Genomic DNA, 21734 nt, shown 5'->3' on the forward strand with positions numbered 1-21734 from the left:
GATGTATGATGAAGACAAGCAAAAGAGATGCGAAAAGTGAAAGGGTGTGTACCATTTGTCAGATCGTCGCGCAGCTTTGGAGAGTGCATTGCGTCAAATAGAAAAGCAGTTCGGAAAAGGTTCCATCATGAAGTTGGGAGAGGTGTCCAACGTTCAGATTTCGACCGTTTCCAGTGGTGCGTTAGCGTTGGATATCGCATTGGGTGTAGGTGGATTCCCACGTGGCCGTATCGTCGAGATTTATGGTCCTGAGTCTTCCGGTAAAACAACCGTAGCGCTCCATGCAATCGCAGAAGTACAACGTCAAGGTGGACAAGCGGCTTTCATCGACGCCGAGCATGCACTGGACCCTGTCTATGCAGCGAAGCTGGGCGTGAACATCGATGAGTTGCTGCTTTCCCAGCCGGATACAGGGGAGCAAGCATTGGAAATTGCCGAAGCGCTGGTGCGCTCCGGTGCAGTAGATATCATCGTAGTGGACTCTGTAGCAGCACTGGTTCCAAAAGCAGAGATTGAAGGCGAGATGGGAGATTCCCACGTAGGTTTGCAAGCCCGCCTGATGTCGCAAGCTTTGCGCAAACTGTCCGGTGCGATCAACAAGTCCAAGACAATCGCGATCTTCATCAACCAGCTGCGTGAAAAAGTAGGCGTGATGTTCGGTAACCCAGAGACAACTCCAGGTGGACGCGCTCTGAAATTCTACGCCAGCGTGCGTCTGGATGTTCGTAAAGCAGAATCGATCAAAGTCGGTAACGACATCCTTGGCAGCAAGACCAAGATCAAAGTCGTGAAAAACAAAGTAGCGCCACCGTTCAAAGTCGCTGAAGTGGACATCATGTACGGGGAAGGGATCTCCAAAGAGGGCAGCATCCTCGATATCGGTTCCGAAATCGATGTGGTACAAAAAAGTGGTGCTTGGTACTCCTTCAACGAGGAGCGCCTCGGCCAAGGACGGGAAAACTCGAAAGTCTTCCTCAAAGAAAACCCGCATATTGCTTCCCAAATCGAGACAAAGGTTCGCGAGTATTTCAGCCTCAATCCAGGCTCTGTTCCTGAAGCAGAACCAGTCGTCGATCCTGAGCAAGACGAAGAGCCAGCATTTGACCTTGAGTAATGGAGCATAAGTGAACAGCCTGTCGATGAGACAGGCTGTTTTCTGTGACAGACGTCCCGAGGCTTTTCTATGTTCTATTAGATTGAACAACAAAGCCGAAGAAAGGAGTGGGCCAAAATGAAGAGCGGCCAAATCACTGCCGTTCACCGCGACAACAAGCAAAAGCAGCGGTATCACATTGATTTGGATGGGGAGTATGCGTTTACGGTACATGAAGACATACTGGTAAAGTACAACCTATTTAAAGGCACCGATGTGGACGAGTCGTTTTATTGTGAAGTGCTGGTGGCGGAAGAGCGGCACAAGGCGTATTTGGGCGCCCTGAAATACTTGGGGATGCGCCCGCGCACCCGCAGTCAGTTGCAAGCGTATTTGCTGGACAAAGGCTTTGATGCAAAAGTTGCCGATGAGATTTGCCAGCGTTGCGAAGATCACGGATACATAGACGATGAAGCATTTGCCAAGCAGTGGGTGGAAGAACGGCTGCGCCTGAAGCCGCGAAGCTCTTACATGCTGCGCATGGAGCTGGCGCAACGCGGGGTAGACAAGGCGATTGCCGAAGATGCCGTGCAAGGCGTTTCAAGAGAGGCTGAACTGGAGGCTGCCCGCGCTTTGATAGAGAAGAAAGCGCGGAGGATCACAGGAGCGCCGAATCCTGACGAGGAGCGAAAACTACTCGCCATGCTGATGCGCAAGGGCTTCTCGCATTCCATCATCCAGCAAGTTCGCACAGAATTGCGTCAGAGAAGGGACGAAGAGCGCTGACTCTATTTGCATGATCTTGACAATTCTTGTTCACAAATAATAAAATAGGTTTGTATTTACTTGGTGTATCATAACTTTTGACGCTTTGCTCACTCGTTGCCTGTGAAACAACTGAACAACCGTGCGATAGCAGTACGGATTCAGCGGACCGAGTAAAATCGGTCTTGTTTTTTAGCGAATGCTCTATGTGAGAGCAAAACGAAAGCGGCACTCCATGAAAAACGAATGCTTGGAAAGCGGGGAGATCTTACAATAAGGAGGTGAAACGAAAAAGTCTATGGAGCCTATACTAACAGTTGTCATCGTGCTCGTCGCCCTGCTCATCGGCTTGGGTGCTGGCTACTTCATTCGAAAATCGATTGCGGAAGCAAAGATCTCCAGTGCGGAGGAAGCTGCACGCCAGATCGTCGAGGAAGCGAAACGGGACGCCGAAGCCGTTAAAAAGGAAAAGGTGCTGGAAGCCAAGGATGAAGTGTTCAAACTTCGTTCTGAAGCAGAAACCGAGTTGCGCGAAAGACGCAACGAGATCCAGCGTCAGGAACGGCGCATTCTTCAAAAAGAAGAAACGCTGGACCGCAAGATGGAACAGTTGGAGCGCAAAGAGGAAGAATTGGCTGAGCGCGACCGCACCATCGCAGAACTGCAAAGCAAGGTAGAGCACTTATATAAAGAACAAGTTTCCGAGTTGGAACGCATTTCCGGATTGACGCAGGATGAGGCGAAAAATATCATTCTGACTGACGTGGAAAATACCGTTCGCCACGAAATGGCCGTGATGATCAAAGAGATAGAGACGCAGGCCAAAGAAGAGGCGGACAAGCGCGCTCGCGAAATTATTACCACCTCCATTCAGCGCTGTGCAGCTGATCACGTAGCAGAGACAACCGTTTCTGTGGTGACGTTGCCAAACGATGAGATGAAGGGACGGATTATCGGACGGGAAGGACGAAACATCCGTGCTTTGGAGACGTTGACGGGAATCGATCTGATTATCGACGACACTCCGGAAGCAGTCATCCTGTCTGGCTTTGATCCGATCCGTCGGGAAATCGCCAAAACAGCGCTCGACAAGCTCGTTGCAGACGGACGCATCCACCCGGCCCGCATTGAGGAAATGGTGGAAAAAGCGCGCCGCGAAGTAGACGAGCGTATCCGTGAATACGGAGAACAAGCAACATTTGAAACTGGCGTACATGGCCTGCATCCAGATCTGATCAAGATTTTGGGACGACTGCGTTATCGTACCAGCTATGGTCAGAACGTGCTGAAGCACTCGATGGAAGTGGCTCATCTCGCTGGCTTGATGGCAGCAGAACTGAAAGAAGACGTGAAGCTGGCCAAACGTGCAGGTCTTCTGCACGATATCGGAAAAGCGATTGACCATGAAGTGGAAGGCTCGCACGTGGAAATCGGTGTGGAGCTGGCCAAGAAGTACAATGAGCATCATGTTGTTGTCAACAGTATTGCTTCTCATCACGGTGATACCGAACCAACTTCCGTCATTGCCATGCTCGTGGGAGCGGCAGATGCTCTGTCTGCTGCACGTCCAGGCGCACGCCGTGAGACATTGGAAACTTATATCAGACGTTTGGAGAAACTCGAAGAAATCTCTGAGTCGTTCGATGGCGTAGAAAAGTCTTATGCGATTCAAGCGGGGCGCGAAATTCGCGTAATGGTTCAACCTGACAAGATTGACGATGCGGAAGCTACCCGTCTGGCACGGGAGATCACAAAACGAATTGAAAATGAACTGGACTACCCGGGACATATCAAAGTAACGGTCATCCGTGAAACACGGGCAGTCGAGTATGCAAAGTAAAGTGGCTAATGGCCACTTTACTTTTTTTCTAAACGCGTGCAGTTGTGTATACTAGCAATGAGGTGAATGTCAGATGAAGCTGTTGTTTATCGGAGATATTATGGGATCGCCCGGCAGAGAAATCGTGAAAACGTACCTGCCGCTTTTGAAAAGAAAATACGGACCAACCTTTATCGTCGCCAATGGCGAAAATGCGGCACACGGTCGCGGGATTACAGAAAAAATTACGAAAGAGCTGTTCGAATGGGGAGTCCAGGCGATTACGCTCGGAAACCATACGTGGGATCAACGAGAAATTTTTGACTTTATCGATGATGAGCCGCGAATGATTCGTCCGGCGAATTTTCCGGCAGGAACGCCTGGAAAGGGCATTACATACATTAAGCAGCCAGAAGGAGAACTGGCGGTAATCAATTTGATGGGCAGGACGTTCCTTCCTCCGCTCGATTGTCCGTTTCAGATGGCCGACAAACTGGTTGAGCAAGCGCGCAAACGCACCAAATTGATTTTTGTCGATTTTCACGCCGAGGCGACATCGGAGAAGCAAGCCATGTCCTGGTACCTCGACGGGCGGGTTAGCGCGGTTGTTGGTACGCATACGCACGTGCAGACGGCTGACGAACGGGTTTTGCCGCAAGGAACAGGCTTTTTGTGCGACGTCGGCATGTGCGGCCCAAGCAACGGCATTCTCGGGATGGAGCGGGAAGCCGTGATCAAGAAATTTTTGACCCAGCTGCCTGTCCGTTTCGAAGTGGCGCCTGATCCGGCGCAGTTGAACGCTGTCCTGATTACGCTGGATAAAGCCACTGGTCACGCGAAGAAATTGCAGCGAATCAGAATTGACGTAGACCACCCGTTTATGGAATAATAAACATAAGATTAGAATTTTTTGAATCTTTCTAGCGAGTTAGCAGGAATTTTTAGGGGTTATGCGAATATCATTCTAATGATGACAGGATTCCTATCAGACGGGAGGTTCAAAAAGGATGGAAGTATTAAAAGTTTCAGCAAAGTCTAACCCCAATTCCGTTGCTGGTGCCCTTGCCGGCGTTCTTAGAGAACGCGGTGCAGCTGAAATCCAAGCCATTGGCGCTGGGGCGCTTAATCAAGCTGTGAAGGCCGTAGCAATCGCACGAGGGTTCGTAGCGCCGAGTGGAGTTGACCTCATATGTATTCCAGCCTTTACCGACATCGTGATTGATGGAGAAGAGCGTACTGCAATCAAACTAATCGTAGAACCCAGATAATAAAACTGCAAACGTATCGCCTGCCTGTTTGTTCGAAGAATGAACAGGTTTTTTCGTGTGCAAATATGCGGTTACATAGAAGGAGAGAGAATCATGAACGTATTCGATGCGCATTGCGATGTATTGTGCAAGCTGTGGAAAGAGCCGGAGCGTGACTTCTATAAAGAAGACGATTTTTTGCAGGCTGGTTTTCCCGCTCTCGTGAAAGGGAGTGTAGATATACAGGTGCTTGCCTGTTTTGTTCCTACTCATGTGCCTTATGGCCGCCGTTTTCATACGATACTAGAAATGATCGATATATTTTATGAAAAGGTGGCGAGTGAACAATTCCGCCCGATTTACACGAAAGCTGATTTGGACGAGCGCGTATTAAAGGGGGAGAAAGGGGCTATTCTGTTTGTAGAAGGAGCACACGCCCTGGAGGAAAGCCTCGTACAGCTTCGCACATGGTATCGCCTTGGTGTTCGCGGAATGACATTGACCTGGAACCACGGCAACTGTGTGGCAGATGGCAGCGGGGAACCGAACCCGGGTGGACTCACCGCATTTGGTCGACAAGTAATAGAAGAAATGAATCGGCTCGGGATGATCGTCGACGTTTCCCACTTGGCCGATCCGGGGTTTTGGGACGTGATGGAGATTTCCAAAGCACCTGTCATCGCTTCCCACTCCAATGCGCGACAAATTTGCCGCCATCCGCGCAACTTGACGGACGAGCAGATTCGCGCCTTGATTGCCAAGGATGGAGTCATGGGGCTGACGTTTGTCGACTTTTTCACGGTGGAAGAGAAGCGGACGGCATGGATTGATGACTTGCTGCGCCATTTGGATCACGTATGCGGGCTGGGCGGAGTCGATCATGTTGCGTTTGGTTCCGACTTTGACGGCATCACGAACACCTTTGGCGACCTGTCTTCCTCAGCAGCGTATTCCCAATTACTAGAAGCTCTGCTTAGACGTTACAAAGAGGCGGAAGTATTGAAATTTGTGCGAGGAAATTGGTTGCGTGTTTTCGGAAACGTGCTACAATAATACATGAGGATATTAATGTACCAAGTTCAACATTAAAATTCAGGTCAAAAGTAAGTTGAGTAAAAGCACTTGCAATTTGACAGGGACAGGACTACAATTGTTACTGTCTATGCACAGAATTGTCACATCTTATCAATCTTTTCGGGTAAGATGGGCAGCTTTCTCACAGTCACTGAAAGGGTGGAATCTGAATGATTAGTCAACTTTCCTGGAAAGTTGGAGGACAGCAAGGGGAGGGTATCGAGAGTACTGGTGAGATTTTCTCGATGGCGATGAACCGGATGGGTTACCATCTGTACAGCTACCGTCACTTCTCTTCCCGTATTAAGGGTGGACACACGAACAACAAAATTCGCGTGAGCACAACACCAATGCGTGCGATCTCTGACGATCTGGACATTCTCGTAGCGTTTGACCAGGAGACGATCGATTTCAATGCGCATGAGCTGCGCGAAGGCGGCATCATTATCGCGGATGCTAAATTCAATCCAAAGTTGCCGGACGGGTTGAAGCCAGTTCGCTTCTTCACTGTACCACTAACTGAGATTGCTGATGAACTGGGAACTTCCCTGATGAAAAACATGGTGTCGATTGGTGCGTCCAGTGCAATCCTCGGCATTCCAGTGGAAAGTTACCGTGTTATCGTTGAAGATATGTTCCTCCGCAAAGGCGAAAAAGTGGTTGAAAAGAACATGGATGCCATTCGTCGCGGATTTGATTTCGTAAATGAACTGACTGGCGGTCAACTGCCTGAATTCCAAATGGAAAAAGCAGATCCGCAAAAACAACTGTTCCTGATCGGTAACGATGCGATCGCTCTGGGTGCTGTAGCAGCAGGCTGCCGCTTCATGCCAGCTTACCCGATCACACCTGCTTCCGAAGTAATGGAATACTTGATCAAAAAGCTGCCAAAATTGGGCGGAACCGTTATCCAAACGGAAGACGAGATCGCTGCGATTACAATGGCAATCGGTGCTAACTACGGTGGTGCCCGTTCCTTGACTGCTTCTGCAGGTCCTGGTCTGGCTCTGATGATGGAAGCAATCGGTCTGGCTGGTATCACAGAAACACCAGTTGTGATCGTGAACACGCAACGTGGTGGCCCATCTACAGGTATGCCTACCAAAATCGAGCAATCCGACGTGAATGCGATGATTTATGGTACTCACGGTGACATTCCAAAAGTCGTTATCACGCCAAGCACAGTAGAAGAGTGTTTCTACGATGCCGTTGAAGCTTTCAACATTGCCGAAGAATATCAGTTGCCAGTTATTTTGATGACTGACCTGACTCTTTCCTTGGGCAAACAAACTGTTACTCCATTTGACTACAGCCAAGTAGAAATCCGCCGCGGAAAACTGCTTGCTGGACAAGAATTGCCAGAAAAAGAGCAAAACGACCTGTTCAAACGTTATGAAGTAACCGAAGACGGCGTTTCTCCACGCGTAATTCCTGGTCAAAAATACGGTCTGCACCACGTAACAGGTGTTGAGCATGATCAAACAGGTCGTCCGTCCGAGAATGCTGCTAACCGTGTTCAACAAATGGATAAACGTATGCGCAAGCTGGAAGGCGTACTGAAAACTTTCAAAAACCCTGTAACTGTCGATGCACCTCACGCTGAAGCGGATGTTCTGGTAGTAGGTATCAACTCTACCATCGGTACGATTCAAGAAGCAAAAGGCCGTCTGGAAAAAGAGGGAGTGAAAGTAAACCACGCGCAAATCCGTTTGCTGCACCCATTCCCAACTGAACAAATCAAAGCACTTGTGGACAAAGCGAAGAAAGTCGTTGTTGTTGAGCACAACATCCAAGCGCAAGTTACAAACCTGCTCAAACAACACGTTGGAAACGCTGAAAAAATCCAATCTGTGCTCAAATATGACGGTAACCCATTCCTGCCGAAGGAAATCTATGCTGAAGTGAAGGAGCTGGTAAAACATGGCGACTATGAAAGAGTTTCGAAATAACGTAAAGCCTAACTGGTGCCCAGGCTGTGGAGACTTCTCCATCCAGGCGGCTATTCAACGCGCCGCAGCAAACGTAGGTCTGGAACCTGAAAATCTGGCGGTTATTTCTGGTATCGGGTGTTCCGGGCGCATTTCCGGTTACATCAACTGCTATGGTTTCCACGGTATTCACGGACGTTCCCTGCCAATCGCACAAGGTGTGAAAATGGCAAACCGCGAGCTGACTGTTATCGCAGCCGGTGGTGACGGGGATGGATTTGCAATCGGTATGGGCCACACTGTACACGCGATCCGTCGTAACATGAACGTTACGTACATCGTAATGGACAACCAAATTTACGGTCTGACAAAAGGTCAAACCTCCCCGCGTTCCGCGACTGGTTTCGTGACCAAGTCTACACCGCAAGGCTCTATCGAGTCTTCCATCACTCCAGTTGAACTGGCGCTGTCTGTTGGTGCGACTTTCGTTGCTCAATCTTTCTCCAGCGACCTGAAAGGTTTGACTGATCTGATCGAAAAAGGTATCCAACACGAAGGCTTCTCCCTGATCAACGTATTCAGCCCTTGTGTAACCTATAACAAAGTAAACACCTATGACTGGTTCAAAGAGAACATCGTGCCTGTAGACACAATCGAAGGCTACGATCCTCATGACCGCATCAAGGCTATGTCTACTTCCATGCAATACAAAGGTCTGATCACTGGTCTGATCTACCAAAACACCGAGCAAAAACCTTACGAAGCTCTCGTAAAAGGCTTCAAAGAAGAAGGCTTGGCAAACCAAGACATTCGTCTTTCCCAAGAAGACTTCGACAAACTGGTTGCAGAATTTGCATAAGGTTTCGATGAAAAAACCTCTCCATTTTTCGGAGAGGTTTTTTGCGTTATTACCAGGCGCGATCCCGCCATTGTCTGTAGACGAGCATCACCAGGAAAAACAGGACAAGCTGCCCAAACAGCGGGTACAAAAAGCGCAGCAGCGAGCTGAAGCCGATAAAGCTGACCAGGTAGCAAATCAGTAAAATCCCGAGAAGAATTGTCGGGCCACGCAACCGGGTAACTTGGCGGATTTGCTGGGCTAAGCCAAAGACGTTGGCTACGAGAGTCGAGAAAATTTCCGCGTAGACCAACAGCGAGAACAAAAAGGGGATTCCTTTGCCCAGTCCTTTTAACAAGGCAATCATCGGCATTTCCGCCTCCTGGATACCCGGCATTTTTACCGACAGCGAGCAATAGGCGAGCAATAGGAGCAGGCCGATTCCCAGTCCACCGATGATTCCGCCGGCGATCAGTGGCTTTTCGCTCGTACTATGTCTGCCGATTGGCACAAGAACCGCTTGTGTAAGCGTGACATTTAAGGCAACATAATAGAGAGGAGAGCTGATCCAGGCCAAGGGGCGTACGGCTTCTACCGTGACGCCTGTAAACAGCCACGGCTTCGAATAGAGAAACACGAGCAGCGTAAACAAAATCAGCATCGGTACAAAGATGCTGTTTACTTGATGGATGGCAAACAACCCTTTGCGGGTCACGACGAAAATCAAGATCATGCTAAGCCAAATGCCAATTTGCGGAGACAAGCGAAACGACTCCCAGAAAATAGCGCCAGTAGCCGCTAACATGACGGATGTAGTTCCTAGCAACACCGTCAATAGCAACGTGTTGAAAACCGTGCCAAAAGGGTGCCCAAACAAATACGTGCTGACTTCTTGATAGGAATCGGCCTGGATGCGATAGGAAATCAGCATGACACGGATTCCGGCCCATACAAATAAACTTGTGGCGATGACAATGCCGATCAAGCCTTGCGTTCCGTATTGAACAAAGAACTCGACAATTTCTTTGCCAGAAGCAAAACCAGCCCCTACGACGGTACCGATATACGTAAAAGCGATTTGCCATGAGGCTCTCCATGTTCCTTGCATCTCAGACCTCCTGTCCCACCTTATTCCATCCTATGAATGGGAGTGAACCGAATATGCGCGTAACCGTACTTGGCTACCAATCTCCTTACCCAGGCCCTCAGGGTGCCACTCCAGGCTATTTGATCGAAACAGAGGAAGTGAAGCTGCTCCTGGATTGCGGAAGCGGGGTGCTTTCCCAGTTAGGCGTTCATTTGCCTGTTTACGAAGTGGATGCCTTGCTATTGTCTCACTATCATCACGACCATGTGGCAGATGTCGGTGTGTTGCAGTACGGCTTGATGGTTCATCAACTGTTTGGACAGCGGCCTGCCGACAAGCCGCTTCCTATCTATGCTCCAGACAAGCCAGAGGGACAGACAAAAACGTTGACGTACCGGGACGCAACCCGCTTTTTCCCGGTTCACGCGGAGACCAGCCTGTCCATTGGAGATGCGCACATCTCCTTTTTGCGTACCGACCATGGAGACGGCGACCCTTGCTATGCGATGCGCCTTGTGGCAAACGGCAAGACGCTGGTGTATGGCGCAGACAGCGGGCCTGGCACCAACTGGAGCGGTTTTGTCGATGGGGCAGACCTGTTCATTTGCGAAGGGACTTATTTGGATCATAATCTGCCTTTCAGGCCAAACGGGCATTTGTCCGTTCGCCAGGCAGCGGAGTTGGCGCAAGCGCACCACTGTCGTTCTTTGCTGATCACCCATCTGTTTCACGGGTATCCGGAGAGCGACGTGCTGGCGCAGGCAGGGGCGTTTGTGGCAGGTCCCGTCTATGCGGCCCGGATTGGATTGAAAATCGAACTATAAGCGGCGTGTGCGACACAAAGAGAGGAGAGAGGGCAGTGTTTCCAAATGTATTAGAGGTAGCACGAAAACTGATTCGCGAGCGAGTACAACCGGGAGAAACGGTGATTGACGCCACGATGGGCAACGGAAATGACACCATGTTTTTGGCGCAGCTCGTCCAGGAGACCGGGAAAGTCATCGCTTTTGATATTCAGCCACAGGCGATTGCCAAAACGAAAGAGCGATTGGAGCGCGAAGGCTTGGCAGAGCGCGTCGAGCTGAAGCTGGCCAGTCACGAGGAGATCGACCGACTGGACGGGCAAGCAGGTGCGATCATGTTCAATCTCGGCTATTTGCCAGGCGGCGACAAAGAAATTACGACGCAAGCGACGAGCACGATTCGAGCGATCCAGTCTGGTCTGCAAGTGCTTCGACCAGGGGGAGTCATGACCGTCATGATCTACTGGGGCCACACAGCAGGCGAAGTCGAAAAGGAAGCTGTCGAGTCTTTTTGCCAGGAACTCAGCCAGCTTGAGTTTCTCGTGCTGAAATACCAGTACGTCAACCAGCAAAACCAGGCTCCCTTTTTGCTGGCGATCGAACGCCGGGGGCAATGAGTTCATTTCCCTTTCCCGGGCAAGCGCATATTCCGACAGATTACGGAACGGGTACGAGAAAATTGTCTGGAACTGGAATAGGCTTGCTGTTCGCAAAATAGGCACGCCCCTGCCGTTTTTCACACATACCTTATGGTGAGGAATGGAGCAAGGGGGATCTTTTGTGAACAGAATCGGCATTATGTTGGATTGGGGCATTATGCAGAAAGGGATCAAAGGAGACAAGTCTTACGAGCGTCTGCCGTACTATGTGGAAATCGGCAAAGAGCTCGGATTGGAGCCTGTCTTTTTTCACCCCAGGCATGTCCTTGCAGGCGATGAACGGGTGCAGGGCTATTTTTGGAACGGACACAGACTCGTTTCCCGATTGGTCCATATACCGAAAGTGATCCATAATCGCGTCCTGACAGGGGATCAAAAGGCCCGTGCCGTCATTTCCAGATTGAGCAGGAAAAAGACGGTCTTTAACGGCCTCGTTGTCCGCGACAAGCGCAAGGTCCACCAGATGCTTTGGAAAAATGAGCAGATTCGTCCATACTTGCCTAACACGGTTCCCTATTCAGGAGAACAGCTTCGCCAGTTTCTCGATAAATACCAAGTTGTCTACGTCAAGCCGTCGATTGGCTCTGTCGGCATCGGAGTAGCCAGAATCGAGCGACACGGCAGCGACTACCACTTTATCGCTTCGAAAAAACGCAAAGTGATGTCACGCCCCGAACTGTTGGCGGCTGTCCGCCGTTGGGTCGGCAACAAGCGCTTTCTCATCCAGCGCGGGATTCCGCTGGCGCGTTACGGAGGAAAAACGTTTGACATCCGTGTATCGGTGCAAAAAAACAGGGAGCGGGACTGGACAGTGAGCGGTATGGTTGCCAAAGTGGCCAACAGCAAAAACAAGCTGAGCAACCTTTCACGGGGCGGAAGAGCGGTTCCTTTTTCGGAGGCTGTGTCGACCCTGTTCACGCCTGAACAACAAGCGCAGACGGTCCAGCGAATCAATGACGCGGCAGTAGCGATCGCGAAGCAGTACGGGCGTCATTTTCCTTCTCTGGCCGACCTTGGCATGGACATGGGGATCGACGAGAAAGGCAATCCGTATTTGATCGAGGTCAATGTGCGCGATCAGCGCTATTCCTTTTTCAAAGCAGGGGAAAAAGCGATGTTCAAGCAGACGTATCGTCATCCGATGGAGTATGCATTGACATTGATCGAGGAGCAAAAGCTCAGAAAAAAACATGCGGCCCAATACTTGCGGCTGCACGGTTGACGCTGGAAAGCAGACCATTGCGAGAGCAACGTCTGCTTTTTCATTTTGGCGGGAAAAGCAAGACACGTATTGACGAAAGAGAGCAGCTATGTATAATCTTGGGAAAAAGAGAAAGCGAGAAGCTGTGAATGAAACGCTACGTGTGGTGGATTGTGCTGGCCGTTGTGCTCTTGCTCGTGCTTACGCCTTTTGTTTATGTCGAATACAACAAGTACGCCTACGCCGAGCGCGTGAAAACATATTTGGTAGAGGAAGCGCATTACAAGCCAGAGCAGATCAAGTCGGTAACAGGGGTATGGAGCAAGAAGCTGCCGAGCTTTTTAGCGGAAGTCGTCTTTGCGGACGAGCCGGAAGTGACCTACATCTATTTCGCTCACAACGATGTGATGCAGTACGGTTATGTGCTCACAGACGAAGGGAAAAAGCGGGGATGGGAAGAGAAGGACCTGAAGCACGATCACCGCAAACAGGAATGACGGGAAAAGCTGATGGAGAACGAAAAGGACGGCGGCGCTGGCCCCCGTCTTTTTGCATGCAACGTCAAGCTTTCTCTTGTGCCGACTGCTGTTCGGCCAATGGGTACGGCAAGTTGCGGAAATGGCGATAAACCAGAGCCAAAATCGATTTGCGCGTTAAAATTCCTTGGAAGTAATGCTCCTTGTCTTCAATACAGACAAACGGGTGATTAATCGAGACTTCCAAAGCCTTTAAAAATTCATCCGTATCATTCAGACGCGGCACTTTCGTGTCCATGACATCATCGACGGTATGCTCGGAGATTTTTTCAAGCTCGAAGCGTTCGAGTCCAAGCGATTTGTTGATAATCATGTTCGTGCTGATCAAACCGTGCAAACGGTATTGGTGATCCAGTACCGGAACAGCCGAGTAACCGGATTTGATGAGGACGAGCAGGGCGTGCTCAAGTGAGTTCCCCAATTGCACATGAGCGACCTTAGTGGAAGCGATAATAAGCTCTTTAATGGGAGTATGTAACAATGGAATTTCCTGATTCATCAGATCGACCACCTTTTCTGTCGTCTACGGCAGCCAAAGCGCTGCCAGTGATCCTCTTCTATGATACCGTAAGTGCGGTGCCAGCGGTAGATCTACACAAAAAAAGCCCGGCAGTTTGCCAGGCAAAGAATCGAGGTGTGGAACAATTGTCCCTGATTCTAGTATGCAAGAAGGAGCCTTTGATTACATTAGGAGTTTGGAGGAAAGCAAACGCGGGGCGCTATGCTTTGTAAACTTCCGTCTTGTAAAGCGGCTTGGATGTCGCCTTGCCTTTTCCCCGCATCCAGTGCGAGACGAGGGTATGCTCGTACAGGAAAATACAGAGCGGCGGCGTCACGACGAACATCGCCAGCATAATCCAGGGCGTGGACCAATCCAGCCGGAAAATGACATAGCTCTCAAGCAAAAACAAGATCAGCGGATGGACGAGATAGATCGCCATGTTTTGCCGGGCCATGTCCGATAGCCATTGCCCGAACTTGGGCAGCTTTCCGAGATAGCGGGAAAGCGAGTAAAAGCTGATCAGAAAGCTTGTCGTATAGAGCAAATAGAGCGGATTGAAGATGTTCAGGCTCTCGTAATACGACTTCGAGCCGCTCACGAAATCGTTTGCAATCCAGAGCGCGGTGATCAGCGTGACGATACAGGCAGGCACTTGCAAACGCCATGTCCAGGCTCGCCATTTTTCCAGGTTCAGGCCAGCGTATGCACCGAGGGCGAACGTGAAGATGTACATATGCACGTAGTTTTGTCCAGCCACATACGTATGCTGGAAAAAAGTCAAAAGCGGTGAAGCTGCCCAGTCGATTTCCCAGAGCGGGTGGATGAACAAGTAGTTGTAAATCCCGTACAAGCCGATTTGTCCAACAAAAAGCACAACGAGCGTGCGAAAGCGCAAAAATCGCTCAAACCATGGCTTGATCAGGCAAAACAGCAGACACAGCTGCAAGTAAAGCGGGATGTAGTACAGATGGTAAAAGGCGCTGCCGGTAAAAAGGCTGTCCAAAAACGGAACAGCCAACACGCTCGGATCAACCGTCTGGAGCTTGAAACAGGTGAAGATCGCCGTCCAGATCACGTACGGCACAATGATGACCCGAAAACGCTTTTTCCAGAAGACAGCCCAGTTCATCTCCCGTTGCTGATACCAGTAAAACAGCAGCATGCCCGTCGCAAAAATAAACAGAGAGCGCCCGAAGCGCAACAAAATGAGCAGAACGGTTTCGATTTCGCCATTCCAAGGATAGTCTTGCTGGTTTTCCACAAAAAAACCGAGAATGTGAATCGCAAGTACAGAGAGTGCTCCAAAAACAAAAAGGGCATTCAGATCCTGAAACGTCCCCTTTCGATCGCTATTCATAAATCCTCCCAAAGTCTCACCGGCTACACCACCTGATTTTCCAGATGGAAAAGCTTATTTAGGCAAACGCCATTGGGGTATAGCCAGTTCTTTTGCGGTAAAGGAGAAAAGCTGCAAGCGCTGGGACAGATGATGCTCCGATTCGGCCAGCAACGACTCCTCTACGGAAAAAGGAACAGAGATGACAGGCCACTGGGAACGAATCGCAGCGAACAAACGCGCTTTTACATCGTCGACAGTAGTCGGCTTCCCGGTCAGTCCGGCAATGCTGCCTACCGTCGAGCCAACGATGCCAGGAATCGGCTTGTGCGCTTCCATCTCATCCAGTCCGGCCAGCGCATAAAAACGCTCCATCCATTCCCCGCGCGGTCTTTCCTCTATATTAATGCAAATCTGCAAAATCGATCCGTAGCGGGTACGGCGCTGCGCCATTCCCCCGATTTTTTTCCCGTGCAAGGAAAAATCGTACTCTCCGGCACAGTAAGATCCGACGACCTCGCCAAATTCCAGCTCGCCGTAGTCGCGCAGCCCAACTTGAAGCATGTCGGCTACAAAAGCAAAGAAAGCATCGATAGAGATTGCCGTATCGGGCAAGAGCCAGGCGATGTTGAGCACACCAGCATCCAGCGGTACACAGGCGCCGCCGGAAGATCGCAGCACACAGCCGAAGCCATCCTGACCGAACTGGTGCAGAGCTTGCTCCAGATGGGGGAGTCTGGCGTCTCTGCGCCCCAGATACAAAGCCTGATCGTATACCCAAAGGTGGATGATCGGTACAGCAGATTCCCGTTGCATACCAGCCGCCAAAGCCTCGTCGCGATACAACGGTTCAAGCGGTTGCCCTTGATAAATTCCTGAATCCATCCAGTGGAAAGGCTGATTGACAGAAAATGACATGAAAAAGGCTCCTCACAGGACAAGAATAGCTATCATTATACAACTGAACCGTGTACATTTCTAGGTTTTCGCCCCCCTTTTTTCTGGATGGGAAAAGCTTGCAGACAAGCCTGAGAAAAACAACACCCGACAAGCAGAGAGGCGCGTGTCGGGTGTATGGGGGTTACTTCACTTCTTTCAGTTGGAAATTGTCCAGGTAAGTCATTTTGCGAGGAGCTTCTTCTGCCGCATCCTCTTGCATGTACAGACCAAGCTGTGTTCCTTCTTGCTTGATTTGTTGCTGTCCGAACAAATACTGATCGTTCGCATAAATCGAAACCGTGTTGCCTTTGACAGCTACCTTCAGGCGGTTGGACGATTTCAACTTGTAGGAACCGGATGCGATGACATCGATGTCGTCTTTGTTGGCGTCTGACACTTTGCCGAGAACGACGCGATCTTTTTGGACGAACACGACATTGGCTTTTCCGTCTTTTCCGTTGAAGAAAAGTCCGGCCAATCCATTCGTACCCGATACGTTTACATCGATGCTCAGCTCGTAATTTTCCGGTTTGGCGGATTCATTCCAGCTGAGCGGCAGGAAGTAGTGGTCGACGTCGTCATCGTCGGAAACAGCCGTTGCTTGCTTGCTGATGACGCCCCAGCTTCCGGTAGCCTTTTTCGTATCCCAGTTTTTCAGATCTGTGCTGGAAAAAGAGTCGCTGATGTTGATCGGTTCAGGCTTTGGCGGTTCCGGGTTCGGGAAGACGACTTTTGTTTCGTCGTCGCGGTCCAGGATGGCCCGGTACAGCAAGGAAGCAGCTTCTGCGCGAGTGATCGGGTCTTGCGGGCGGAAGTAGCTGTTGTAGCCTTTCATCAAATCAGTTTGCAGGGCGATGGCGATGTACGGACGCAGGGCGGAAGAAATTTCGTTTTGATCCCGGAAGTTCTTCAACTGATCCAGGTCCGCCTTGTATTTTTTGTCATAGCCAAGCAGTCGAACGAGAGCCACCGCAATATCTTCGCGGACGGCGGATTGATCCGGTTTGTACGTGTAGGTGGAACCGGATTTGTAGCCAGTCAAGTAAGGCTTTGCGTACTCGACGTAATAAAACGCCCAGTGGGAACGGGGAACATCTTTAAACGTTGGACTGACGGAGTTTTTCTGGATGTTGACATCAGCTGCCGCAATCATGATTTTGGCAAACTCTGCGCGGGTTACCTGATTGTTGGGACGGAAAGTCCGGTCGTCATATCCTTTGATGATCCCTTTTGCTGCCATTTCGGTGATTTCCTTGTACGCCCAGTGACTGCGGGGAACGTCCGAGAATGAAGTCGAAGCGGCACCGACAAAAGGGATGGCAGTCAGGAACATCAACACCGACAGAAGTAAGGCGAATGCTCGTTTCATGCTGACCTCCTCAATTTTGCTCGTGTTTTTTGGTAGCTGCCTTCTTCGACGACGTCTGGGCGAGGAATGTTGCAAGGGACAAAGTCAATTCGGGAAAATTAGGAAAAAAGACGGAGGCCGTCCGCGGAAACGGCAGGAGCGCGGGGAAGCTTCTTAGGGAAAAGGTCAGGGAATCGTCAGGCAAAAAGGCTGGGTCATTACTGTCGAATAGGCAGAAGGCAGCTTGCACCATCTTGTCTTTTATACAGTGAGCAGCTTTTCGTTTCGCGAATAGCGAATGCCCGGCAAACTTGCATGTTTAATCATCGAAAAGCTGCTGTTGAAAAGCGTCCTTTTCAAAACGATTCCGTTCGTTTCGTACATATTTTGCCTCATTATGCATTGGCTTTTGTATGCACCAAAATGCTATAATTCTTTATTGGTTACTTATAAAGAAAATACTAGCTGAGGTGATACATGATGACGGAATCGAAAGTGGCGACTCCGGACTTAAAATCCGCCAAGTCACCGAAAACAACGGCGGACTTTGCGAAATACTTTCAGCCCCCGTCCTTGAAAGATGCGAAAAAGCGGGGAAAAGAAGAAATCCAGGTGCTTTACGATTTCGCGATCCCGGAAGACATGCAAGGAATCGGAAAAGGAAAGCGTTATCACGTTCGCACATACGGCTGTCAGATGAACGAGCATGACTCCGAGACGATCTCCGGCATTTTGCAGCAGATGGGCTACACTTCCACAGACGATGTGGAAGCGGCGGATGTCATCTTGTTCAATACCTGTGCGATCCGCGAAAATGCGGAGGATAAAGTGTTTGGCGAGCTGGGACATATGAAACGGCTCAAGCATAACAACCCGAACCTGATTCTCGGCGTTTGCGGCTGTATGTCCCAGGAAGAGAAGGTCGTCAACAAAATCTTGAAAAGCTATCAGCAAGTCGATTTGATCTTTGGGACGCATAACATTCACCGCTTGCCGCAGCTGATGCGCGATGCCATGTTCAGCAAGGAAATGGTGATCGAGGTATGGTCCAAGGAAGGCGACATCGTCGAGAACATGCCGAAGCAGCGGGAAGGAAACACCAAGGCATGGGTCAACATCATGTACGGCTGTGACAAGTTCTGTACGTACTGCATCGTGCCGTATACGCGAGGAAAAGAGCGGAGCCGCCGTCCGGAAGACGTCATCGCGGAAGTCCGTGACCTCGCCCGCCAAGGCTTCAAGGAAATTATGCTGCTCGGCCAAAACGTCAACGCCTACGGAAAAGACTTTGAAGACATCGAGTATGGCTTCGGCGATCTTTTGGACGAGATTCGCAAAATCGACATTCCGCGCATTCGTTTCACGACGAGCCATCCCCGCGATTTTGACGATCACCTGATTGAAGTGTTGGCAAAAGGCGGAAACTTGGTGGAGCAAATTCATTTGCCAGTCCAATCCGGTTCGTCGGAAATTTTGAAGCGCATGGCTCGCAAATACACGCGGGAGCACTATTTGGAGCTTGTACGCAAAATCAAGGCTGCGATTCCGAATGTATCCCTTTCTTCAGATATTATTGTAGGCTTCCCGGGCGAGACCGACGAGCAGTTTGAAGAGACGATCTCGATGGTCGAAGAAGTCCGGTATGAATTTGCCTATACCTTCATCTATTCCCCGCGCGAGGGCACTCCGGCTGCTGTCATGGAAGACAACGTGCCGATGGAAGTGAAAAAAGCGCGCCTCTACCGTCTGAACGAAGTGCTGGCCCGAATCGGCCTGGAAGAGAACAAAAAGCTGCAGGATCAGGTTCTGGAAGTGCTGGTAGAAGGCGAGTCGAAAAACAACCCGAACGTATTGGCTGGCCGCACGCGCACGAACAAGCTCGTGCACTTCACGGCAGACAAGTCTTTGATTGGTCAATATGTGCATGTCAAAATTACAGATGCGAAAACGTGGACGCTTCATGGCGAACTCGTAACCAAAGTCGAGGTGTAGAAGATGGAACAAACAAACCTGTACACACAAAAAGAAATTTTGGACAAAGCGCGCGAACTGGCTGCCATGATCTCCCGCACGAATGAAGTCGATTTCTTCAAGCGTGCCGAGCTGCAAATCAAGCACAATGAACGCGTGCAGGACTTGATCGACAAGCTGAAGCAAAAACAAAAGCAGATGGTCATGTTCGAATCGATCAATAAAAAGGAACTGGTGGAAAAGGTAGAAGCCGAGTACAACCAGCTGCAAGAAGAACTGGATGCGATTCCGCTCGTCACCGAATTTAAGCAATCGCAGGTCGATGTGAACGATCTGTTGCAAATGGTGACGAATGTCATCACGAACACCGTTTCCGAGCGTATTATTTTGGATACAGGCGGAAATCCGCTGACAGGCGAAACTGGCGGCGGACCGGAAAAGAAACATAGTGGCGGTTGCTGCTCGTAAGTAGCATCCAACGCGCAAAACGTTGCTACGCGTGAGTTCCCAAACGAGGCACCCAATTTCAGGTGGGTGTTTGCACCCTAGCCGAATGCCCTGCATACAAATGTACAGAAACGTTGTATGGAGGAGGTAACGAAATGTCGGGTACAGACAAAGATCTACAGTGCCGGGAACTCATCGCGAAAGCTGTCTGCGGTAAAGGCCATAAATTCTCTACTACCACCCACACCATCATACCGTCGCAAACTCCTTCGACGATCCTCGGATGCTGGATTATAAACACGAACTTCCAGGCAGAGAAAGTCGGAGACGCGGTTGAAGTATCTGGTACGTATGACGTCAACCTGTGGTTCTCGTTTGCCAATAACACGCAAACCGAAGTCAAGCGGGAAACTGTCAAGTTCTCCGTACTCGTTCCGCTTACGTTCTTCGACAAAAACTGCAGAGGCGATCTGGAAATTGTCGCTCGCGCCGTGGAACAGCCGAAGTGCGTAAAAGCCGAGTTGAGTGCTGGAGGTACCATCACAGTCAGGGTTGAAAGCGAATTTGCCGTTGAAATCATTGGAGAAACCAAAGTCTGCGTAGTGGTATGCAATAACTGCGATGACAAGGACTTCACGCTGATTGGCGACTATGAAGAAAACAGTGATGAATTCGACGACTTTGATTCAGCCAGCATGCTCGATGAGCTTGACTAAAGAGGAGAGATATCTCCTCTTTTTCTTTTTTTATCGGGAAAAAGCGGTATAGGCTAGGCTCTCACTCTTCTCTGGGCGCGATCATATGATAACGAAGAATACAGCATGGGAGAGTGGAAAGCATGGTACGCACGCGAGGAAGGGCATGGGAGGGACTGCAGGAGAGCGCTGTTTCGCAGCCAATGACGGCAAATGCCAAAGAGGCTGTCGCCTTTTTGCACCGTCCCGAGATCGGGCGCTGGCTGTTGAAAACGAGTGGTCTGCCTGTGGCTTCCGGGCGCACGACACCGCCTGGATGGCGGACCTACAAGCTTTGCCTGTACCAGGACCTGGTGCTCGATGTCGCGCGGAGCCTGGAACACCCGCAATGGCTGCTTTATCGCCTGGAAGAGCCGGACTTTGAGCCAGTTCCGTTTCCCTCTTCCGATCCGGAGGTGCAAGTCGTAAAAGCGCTGGCCGTGCGCAGCTTGTATGCGGTCGGTGCCGAAGCGGGGCAAGTGACCGTCATGGCAGCGTCTTCTCATCGGGCGAAGGTCGTTCGCGTGGAACCGGATTGGCCTGCGCAAAAGGCAGACGCTTACATGCAGCGTGCGCGAGAGTGGTGGCGGGAGCGCATGAGCAGGCAGCCGCAAGAGCTGAACAAAATGGGAGCGGACCCGGAGTTTTCCTTGCGCCGGGCGACAGGCGAGATGGCGCTCGCCTCTGATTTTTTGAAAATCAACGGGACAGTTGGTTGCGACACGACCCGCTATCGGGAAGATTTGGCTCTGCATCAGCATCCTGTAGCCGAATTGCGCCCCGCCCCAACGGAAGACCCTGACGAGCTGTTTCTGCATATTTACGAAGCGTTGCGGCTCGCAGGGAAAAAAATCCCGCACAAAGATGTGGAGTGGCTGGCGGGCGGGATGCCTTTTTCCGGCTATCCGATTGGCGGACACATTCACTTCGGCGGGATGACGCCTACGTTTTCTTTGCGGCGCAAGCTCGATGCGTACTTGGCGTTGCCGCTCGTGCTGATTGAAGATCCGGGTTGCATCGAGCGCAGACATCGCTACGGCTTTTTGGGCGATGTGCGGGAAAAGTCGTACGGCTTCGAATACCGGACACTGCCAAGCTGGCTGGTGCACCCGGTCGTCGCGCGTGGAGTTTTGCATCTGGCCAAACTGGTCATGATGAGCCATGCCGAGCTGAAAGCGACCCCGCATTTGCAGTTGCCGCTGGTCAAGGCTTACTATCGCGGCGACCAAGAAACGTTGGAGCCGTACGTCAAGCAAATCCGCGAAGAATTGCGAGAGTTGCCTGGCTACGCGCTTTCGCGAATACACTTAGAGCAATATTTTGACTTGCTGCTGCGAGGCGAGACATGGCTTTGCGATTTCGACCTGAGAAGTGCCTGGAATCTTCTGTGAATTTTTTGCCGCGAAT

General features: G+C 50.6%; 21 protein-coding genes. 16 read left to right on the forward strand and 5 right to left on the reverse strand.

The features are described from left to right. Positions 1-55: 55 nt before the first annotated feature. The 8 genes from recA (at position 56) to IRJ17_RS16530 (ending at position 8785) form a co-directional block, all read left to right on the forward strand. Positions 56-1114 carry a recombinase RecA gene (recA, locus tag IRJ17_RS16495; RefSeq protein ID WP_122965256.1) on the forward strand — a complete coding sequence of 353 codons (1059 nt, stop codon included), beginning with the start codon at positions 56-58 and terminating at the stop codon, positions 1112-1114. 117 nt (positions 1115-1231) lie between these two features. Beyond that, entirely contained in the window at positions 1232-1879 is a 648-nt protein-coding gene (locus tag IRJ17_RS16500) for a regulatory protein RecX (protein ID WP_173598865.1), read from the forward strand. Between the two features lie 277 nt (positions 1880-2156). Next, on the forward strand, positions 2157-3698 hold the full coding sequence (rny, locus tag IRJ17_RS16505) for a ribonuclease Y (RefSeq protein ID WP_242771115.1): 1542 nt from the start codon (positions 2157-2159) through the stop codon (positions 3696-3698). Positions 3699-3771: 73 nt separating this feature from the next. Then, positions 3772-4566, forward strand: a complete 795-nt coding sequence (locus tag IRJ17_RS16510; RefSeq protein WP_122965259.1) for a TIGR00282 family metallophosphoesterase — start codon at positions 3772-3774, stop codon at positions 4564-4566. A 118-nt stretch (positions 4567-4684) separates the two neighbouring features. Beyond that, positions 4685-4945, forward strand: coding sequence for a stage V sporulation protein SpoVS (gene spoVS / locus IRJ17_RS16515; RefSeq protein WP_003385776.1), 261 nt, complete (start codon positions 4685-4687; stop codon positions 4943-4945). Positions 4946-5038: 93 nt separating this feature from the next. Next, positions 5039-5977 carry a dipeptidase gene (locus IRJ17_RS16520; protein ID WP_242771117.1) on the forward strand — a complete coding sequence of 313 codons (939 nt, stop codon included), beginning with the start codon at positions 5039-5041 and terminating at the stop codon, positions 5975-5977. A gap of 191 nt (positions 5978-6168) precedes the next feature. Further along, positions 6169-7947, forward strand: coding sequence for a 2-oxoacid:acceptor oxidoreductase subunit alpha (locus tag IRJ17_RS16525; RefSeq protein ID WP_122965261.1), 1779 nt, complete (start codon positions 6169-6171; stop codon positions 7945-7947). Then, positions 7919-8785, forward strand: coding sequence for a 2-oxoacid:ferredoxin oxidoreductase subunit beta (locus IRJ17_RS16530; protein WP_122965262.1), 867 nt, complete (start codon positions 7919-7921; stop codon positions 8783-8785). The genes IRJ17_RS16525 and IRJ17_RS16530 overlap by 29 nt, the downstream gene beginning before the upstream one ends. 49 nt (positions 8786-8834) lie before the next feature. On the opposite strand, the gene IRJ17_RS16535 is transcribed toward IRJ17_RS16530, so the two are convergent. Continuing rightward, entirely contained in the window at positions 8835-9872 is a 1038-nt protein-coding gene (locus tag IRJ17_RS16535; RefSeq protein WP_242771119.1) for a YkvI family membrane protein, read from the reverse strand. Positions 9873-9925: 53 nt separating this feature from the next. Here IRJ17_RS16535 and IRJ17_RS16540 point away from each other — a divergent pair, with 53 nt between their 5' ends. The 4 genes from IRJ17_RS16540 to IRJ17_RS16555 all read left to right on the forward strand — a co-directional run bounded on the left by IRJ17_RS16540 (position 9926) and on the right by IRJ17_RS16555 (position 13011). After that, complete coding sequence (locus tag IRJ17_RS16540; RefSeq protein WP_173598861.1) at positions 9926-10675, forward strand: MBL fold metallo-hydrolase; 750 nt, start codon at positions 9926-9928, stop codon at positions 10673-10675. A 35-nt stretch (positions 10676-10710) separates the two neighbouring features. After that, positions 10711-11271 carry a tRNA 5-(aminomethyl)-2-thiouridylate-methyltransferase MnmM gene (gene mnmM, locus IRJ17_RS16545; RefSeq protein WP_063227550.1) on the forward strand — a complete coding sequence of 187 codons (561 nt, stop codon included), beginning with the start codon at positions 10711-10713 and terminating at the stop codon, positions 11269-11271. A gap of 163 nt (positions 11272-11434) precedes the next feature. Then, complete coding sequence (locus IRJ17_RS16550; protein WP_122965265.1) at positions 11435-12535, forward strand: YheC/YheD family endospore coat-associated protein; 1101 nt, start codon at positions 11435-11437, stop codon at positions 12533-12535. 128 nt (positions 12536-12663) lie between these two features. Further along, a complete protein-coding gene (locus IRJ17_RS16555) occupies positions 12664-13011 on the forward strand; it encodes a DUF3139 domain-containing protein (protein ID WP_242771121.1) in 348 nt (115 codons plus the stop codon). A 64-nt stretch (positions 13012-13075) separates the two neighbouring features. Here IRJ17_RS16555 and cbpB read toward each other — a convergent pair whose 3' ends face one another. From cbpB to IRJ17_RS16575, 4 genes are all read right to left on the reverse strand, one after another. Continuing rightward, complete coding sequence (gene cbpB, locus IRJ17_RS16560; protein ID WP_122965267.1) at positions 13076-13549, reverse strand: cyclic-di-AMP-binding protein CbpB; 474 nt, start codon at positions 13547-13549, stop codon at positions 13076-13078. A gap of 220 nt (positions 13550-13769) precedes the next feature. Further along, positions 13770-14909 (reverse strand): acyltransferase, encoded by a 1140-nt coding sequence (locus IRJ17_RS16565; protein WP_173596508.1) that lies wholly within the window; start codon positions 14907-14909, stop codon positions 13770-13772. A 54-nt stretch (positions 14910-14963) separates the two neighbouring features. After that, a complete protein-coding gene (locus tag IRJ17_RS16570; RefSeq protein WP_122965269.1) occupies positions 14964-15806 on the reverse strand; it encodes a lipoate--protein ligase family protein in 843 nt (280 codons plus the stop codon). Between the two features lie 163 nt (positions 15807-15969). Then, positions 15970-17196: an S-layer homology domain-containing protein gene (locus IRJ17_RS16575; RefSeq protein WP_122965270.1), complete on the reverse strand. Its 1227-nt coding sequence runs from the start codon at positions 17194-17196 to the stop codon at positions 15970-15972. A gap of 459 nt (positions 17197-17655) precedes the next feature. On the opposite strand from IRJ17_RS16575, the gene miaB reads away from it, so the two are divergent. The 4 genes from miaB (at position 17656) to IRJ17_RS16595 (ending at position 21718) form a co-directional block, all read left to right on the forward strand. After that, positions 17656-19167 carry a tRNA (N6-isopentenyl adenosine(37)-C2)-methylthiotransferase MiaB gene (gene miaB / locus IRJ17_RS16580; RefSeq protein WP_122965271.1) on the forward strand — a complete coding sequence of 504 codons (1512 nt, stop codon included), beginning with the start codon at positions 17656-17658 and terminating at the stop codon, positions 19165-19167. A gap of 3 nt (positions 19168-19170) precedes the next feature. Continuing rightward, on the forward strand, positions 19171-19614 hold the full coding sequence (locus tag IRJ17_RS16585) for a YlbF/YmcA family competence regulator (RefSeq protein WP_063227542.1): 444 nt from the start codon (positions 19171-19173) through the stop codon (positions 19612-19614). 134 nt (positions 19615-19748) lie between these two features. Then, the gene (gene cotE / locus IRJ17_RS16590) at positions 19749-20309 is read left to right on the forward strand and encodes an outer spore coat protein CotE (RefSeq protein WP_063227541.1); all 561 of its coding nucleotides are present in this window, start codon (positions 19749-19751) and stop codon (positions 20307-20309) included. 122 nt (positions 20310-20431) lie between these two features. Next, positions 20432-21718, forward strand: coding sequence for a putative amidoligase domain-containing protein (locus IRJ17_RS16595; protein ID WP_242771122.1), 1287 nt, complete (start codon positions 20432-20434; stop codon positions 21716-21718). Positions 21719-21734 lie beyond the last annotated feature (16 nt).

The organism is Brevibacillus parabrevis (genome assembly GCF_022701015.1).
Lineage (GTDB): Bacteria > Bacillota > Bacilli > Brevibacillales > Brevibacillaceae > Brevibacillus > Brevibacillus parabrevis.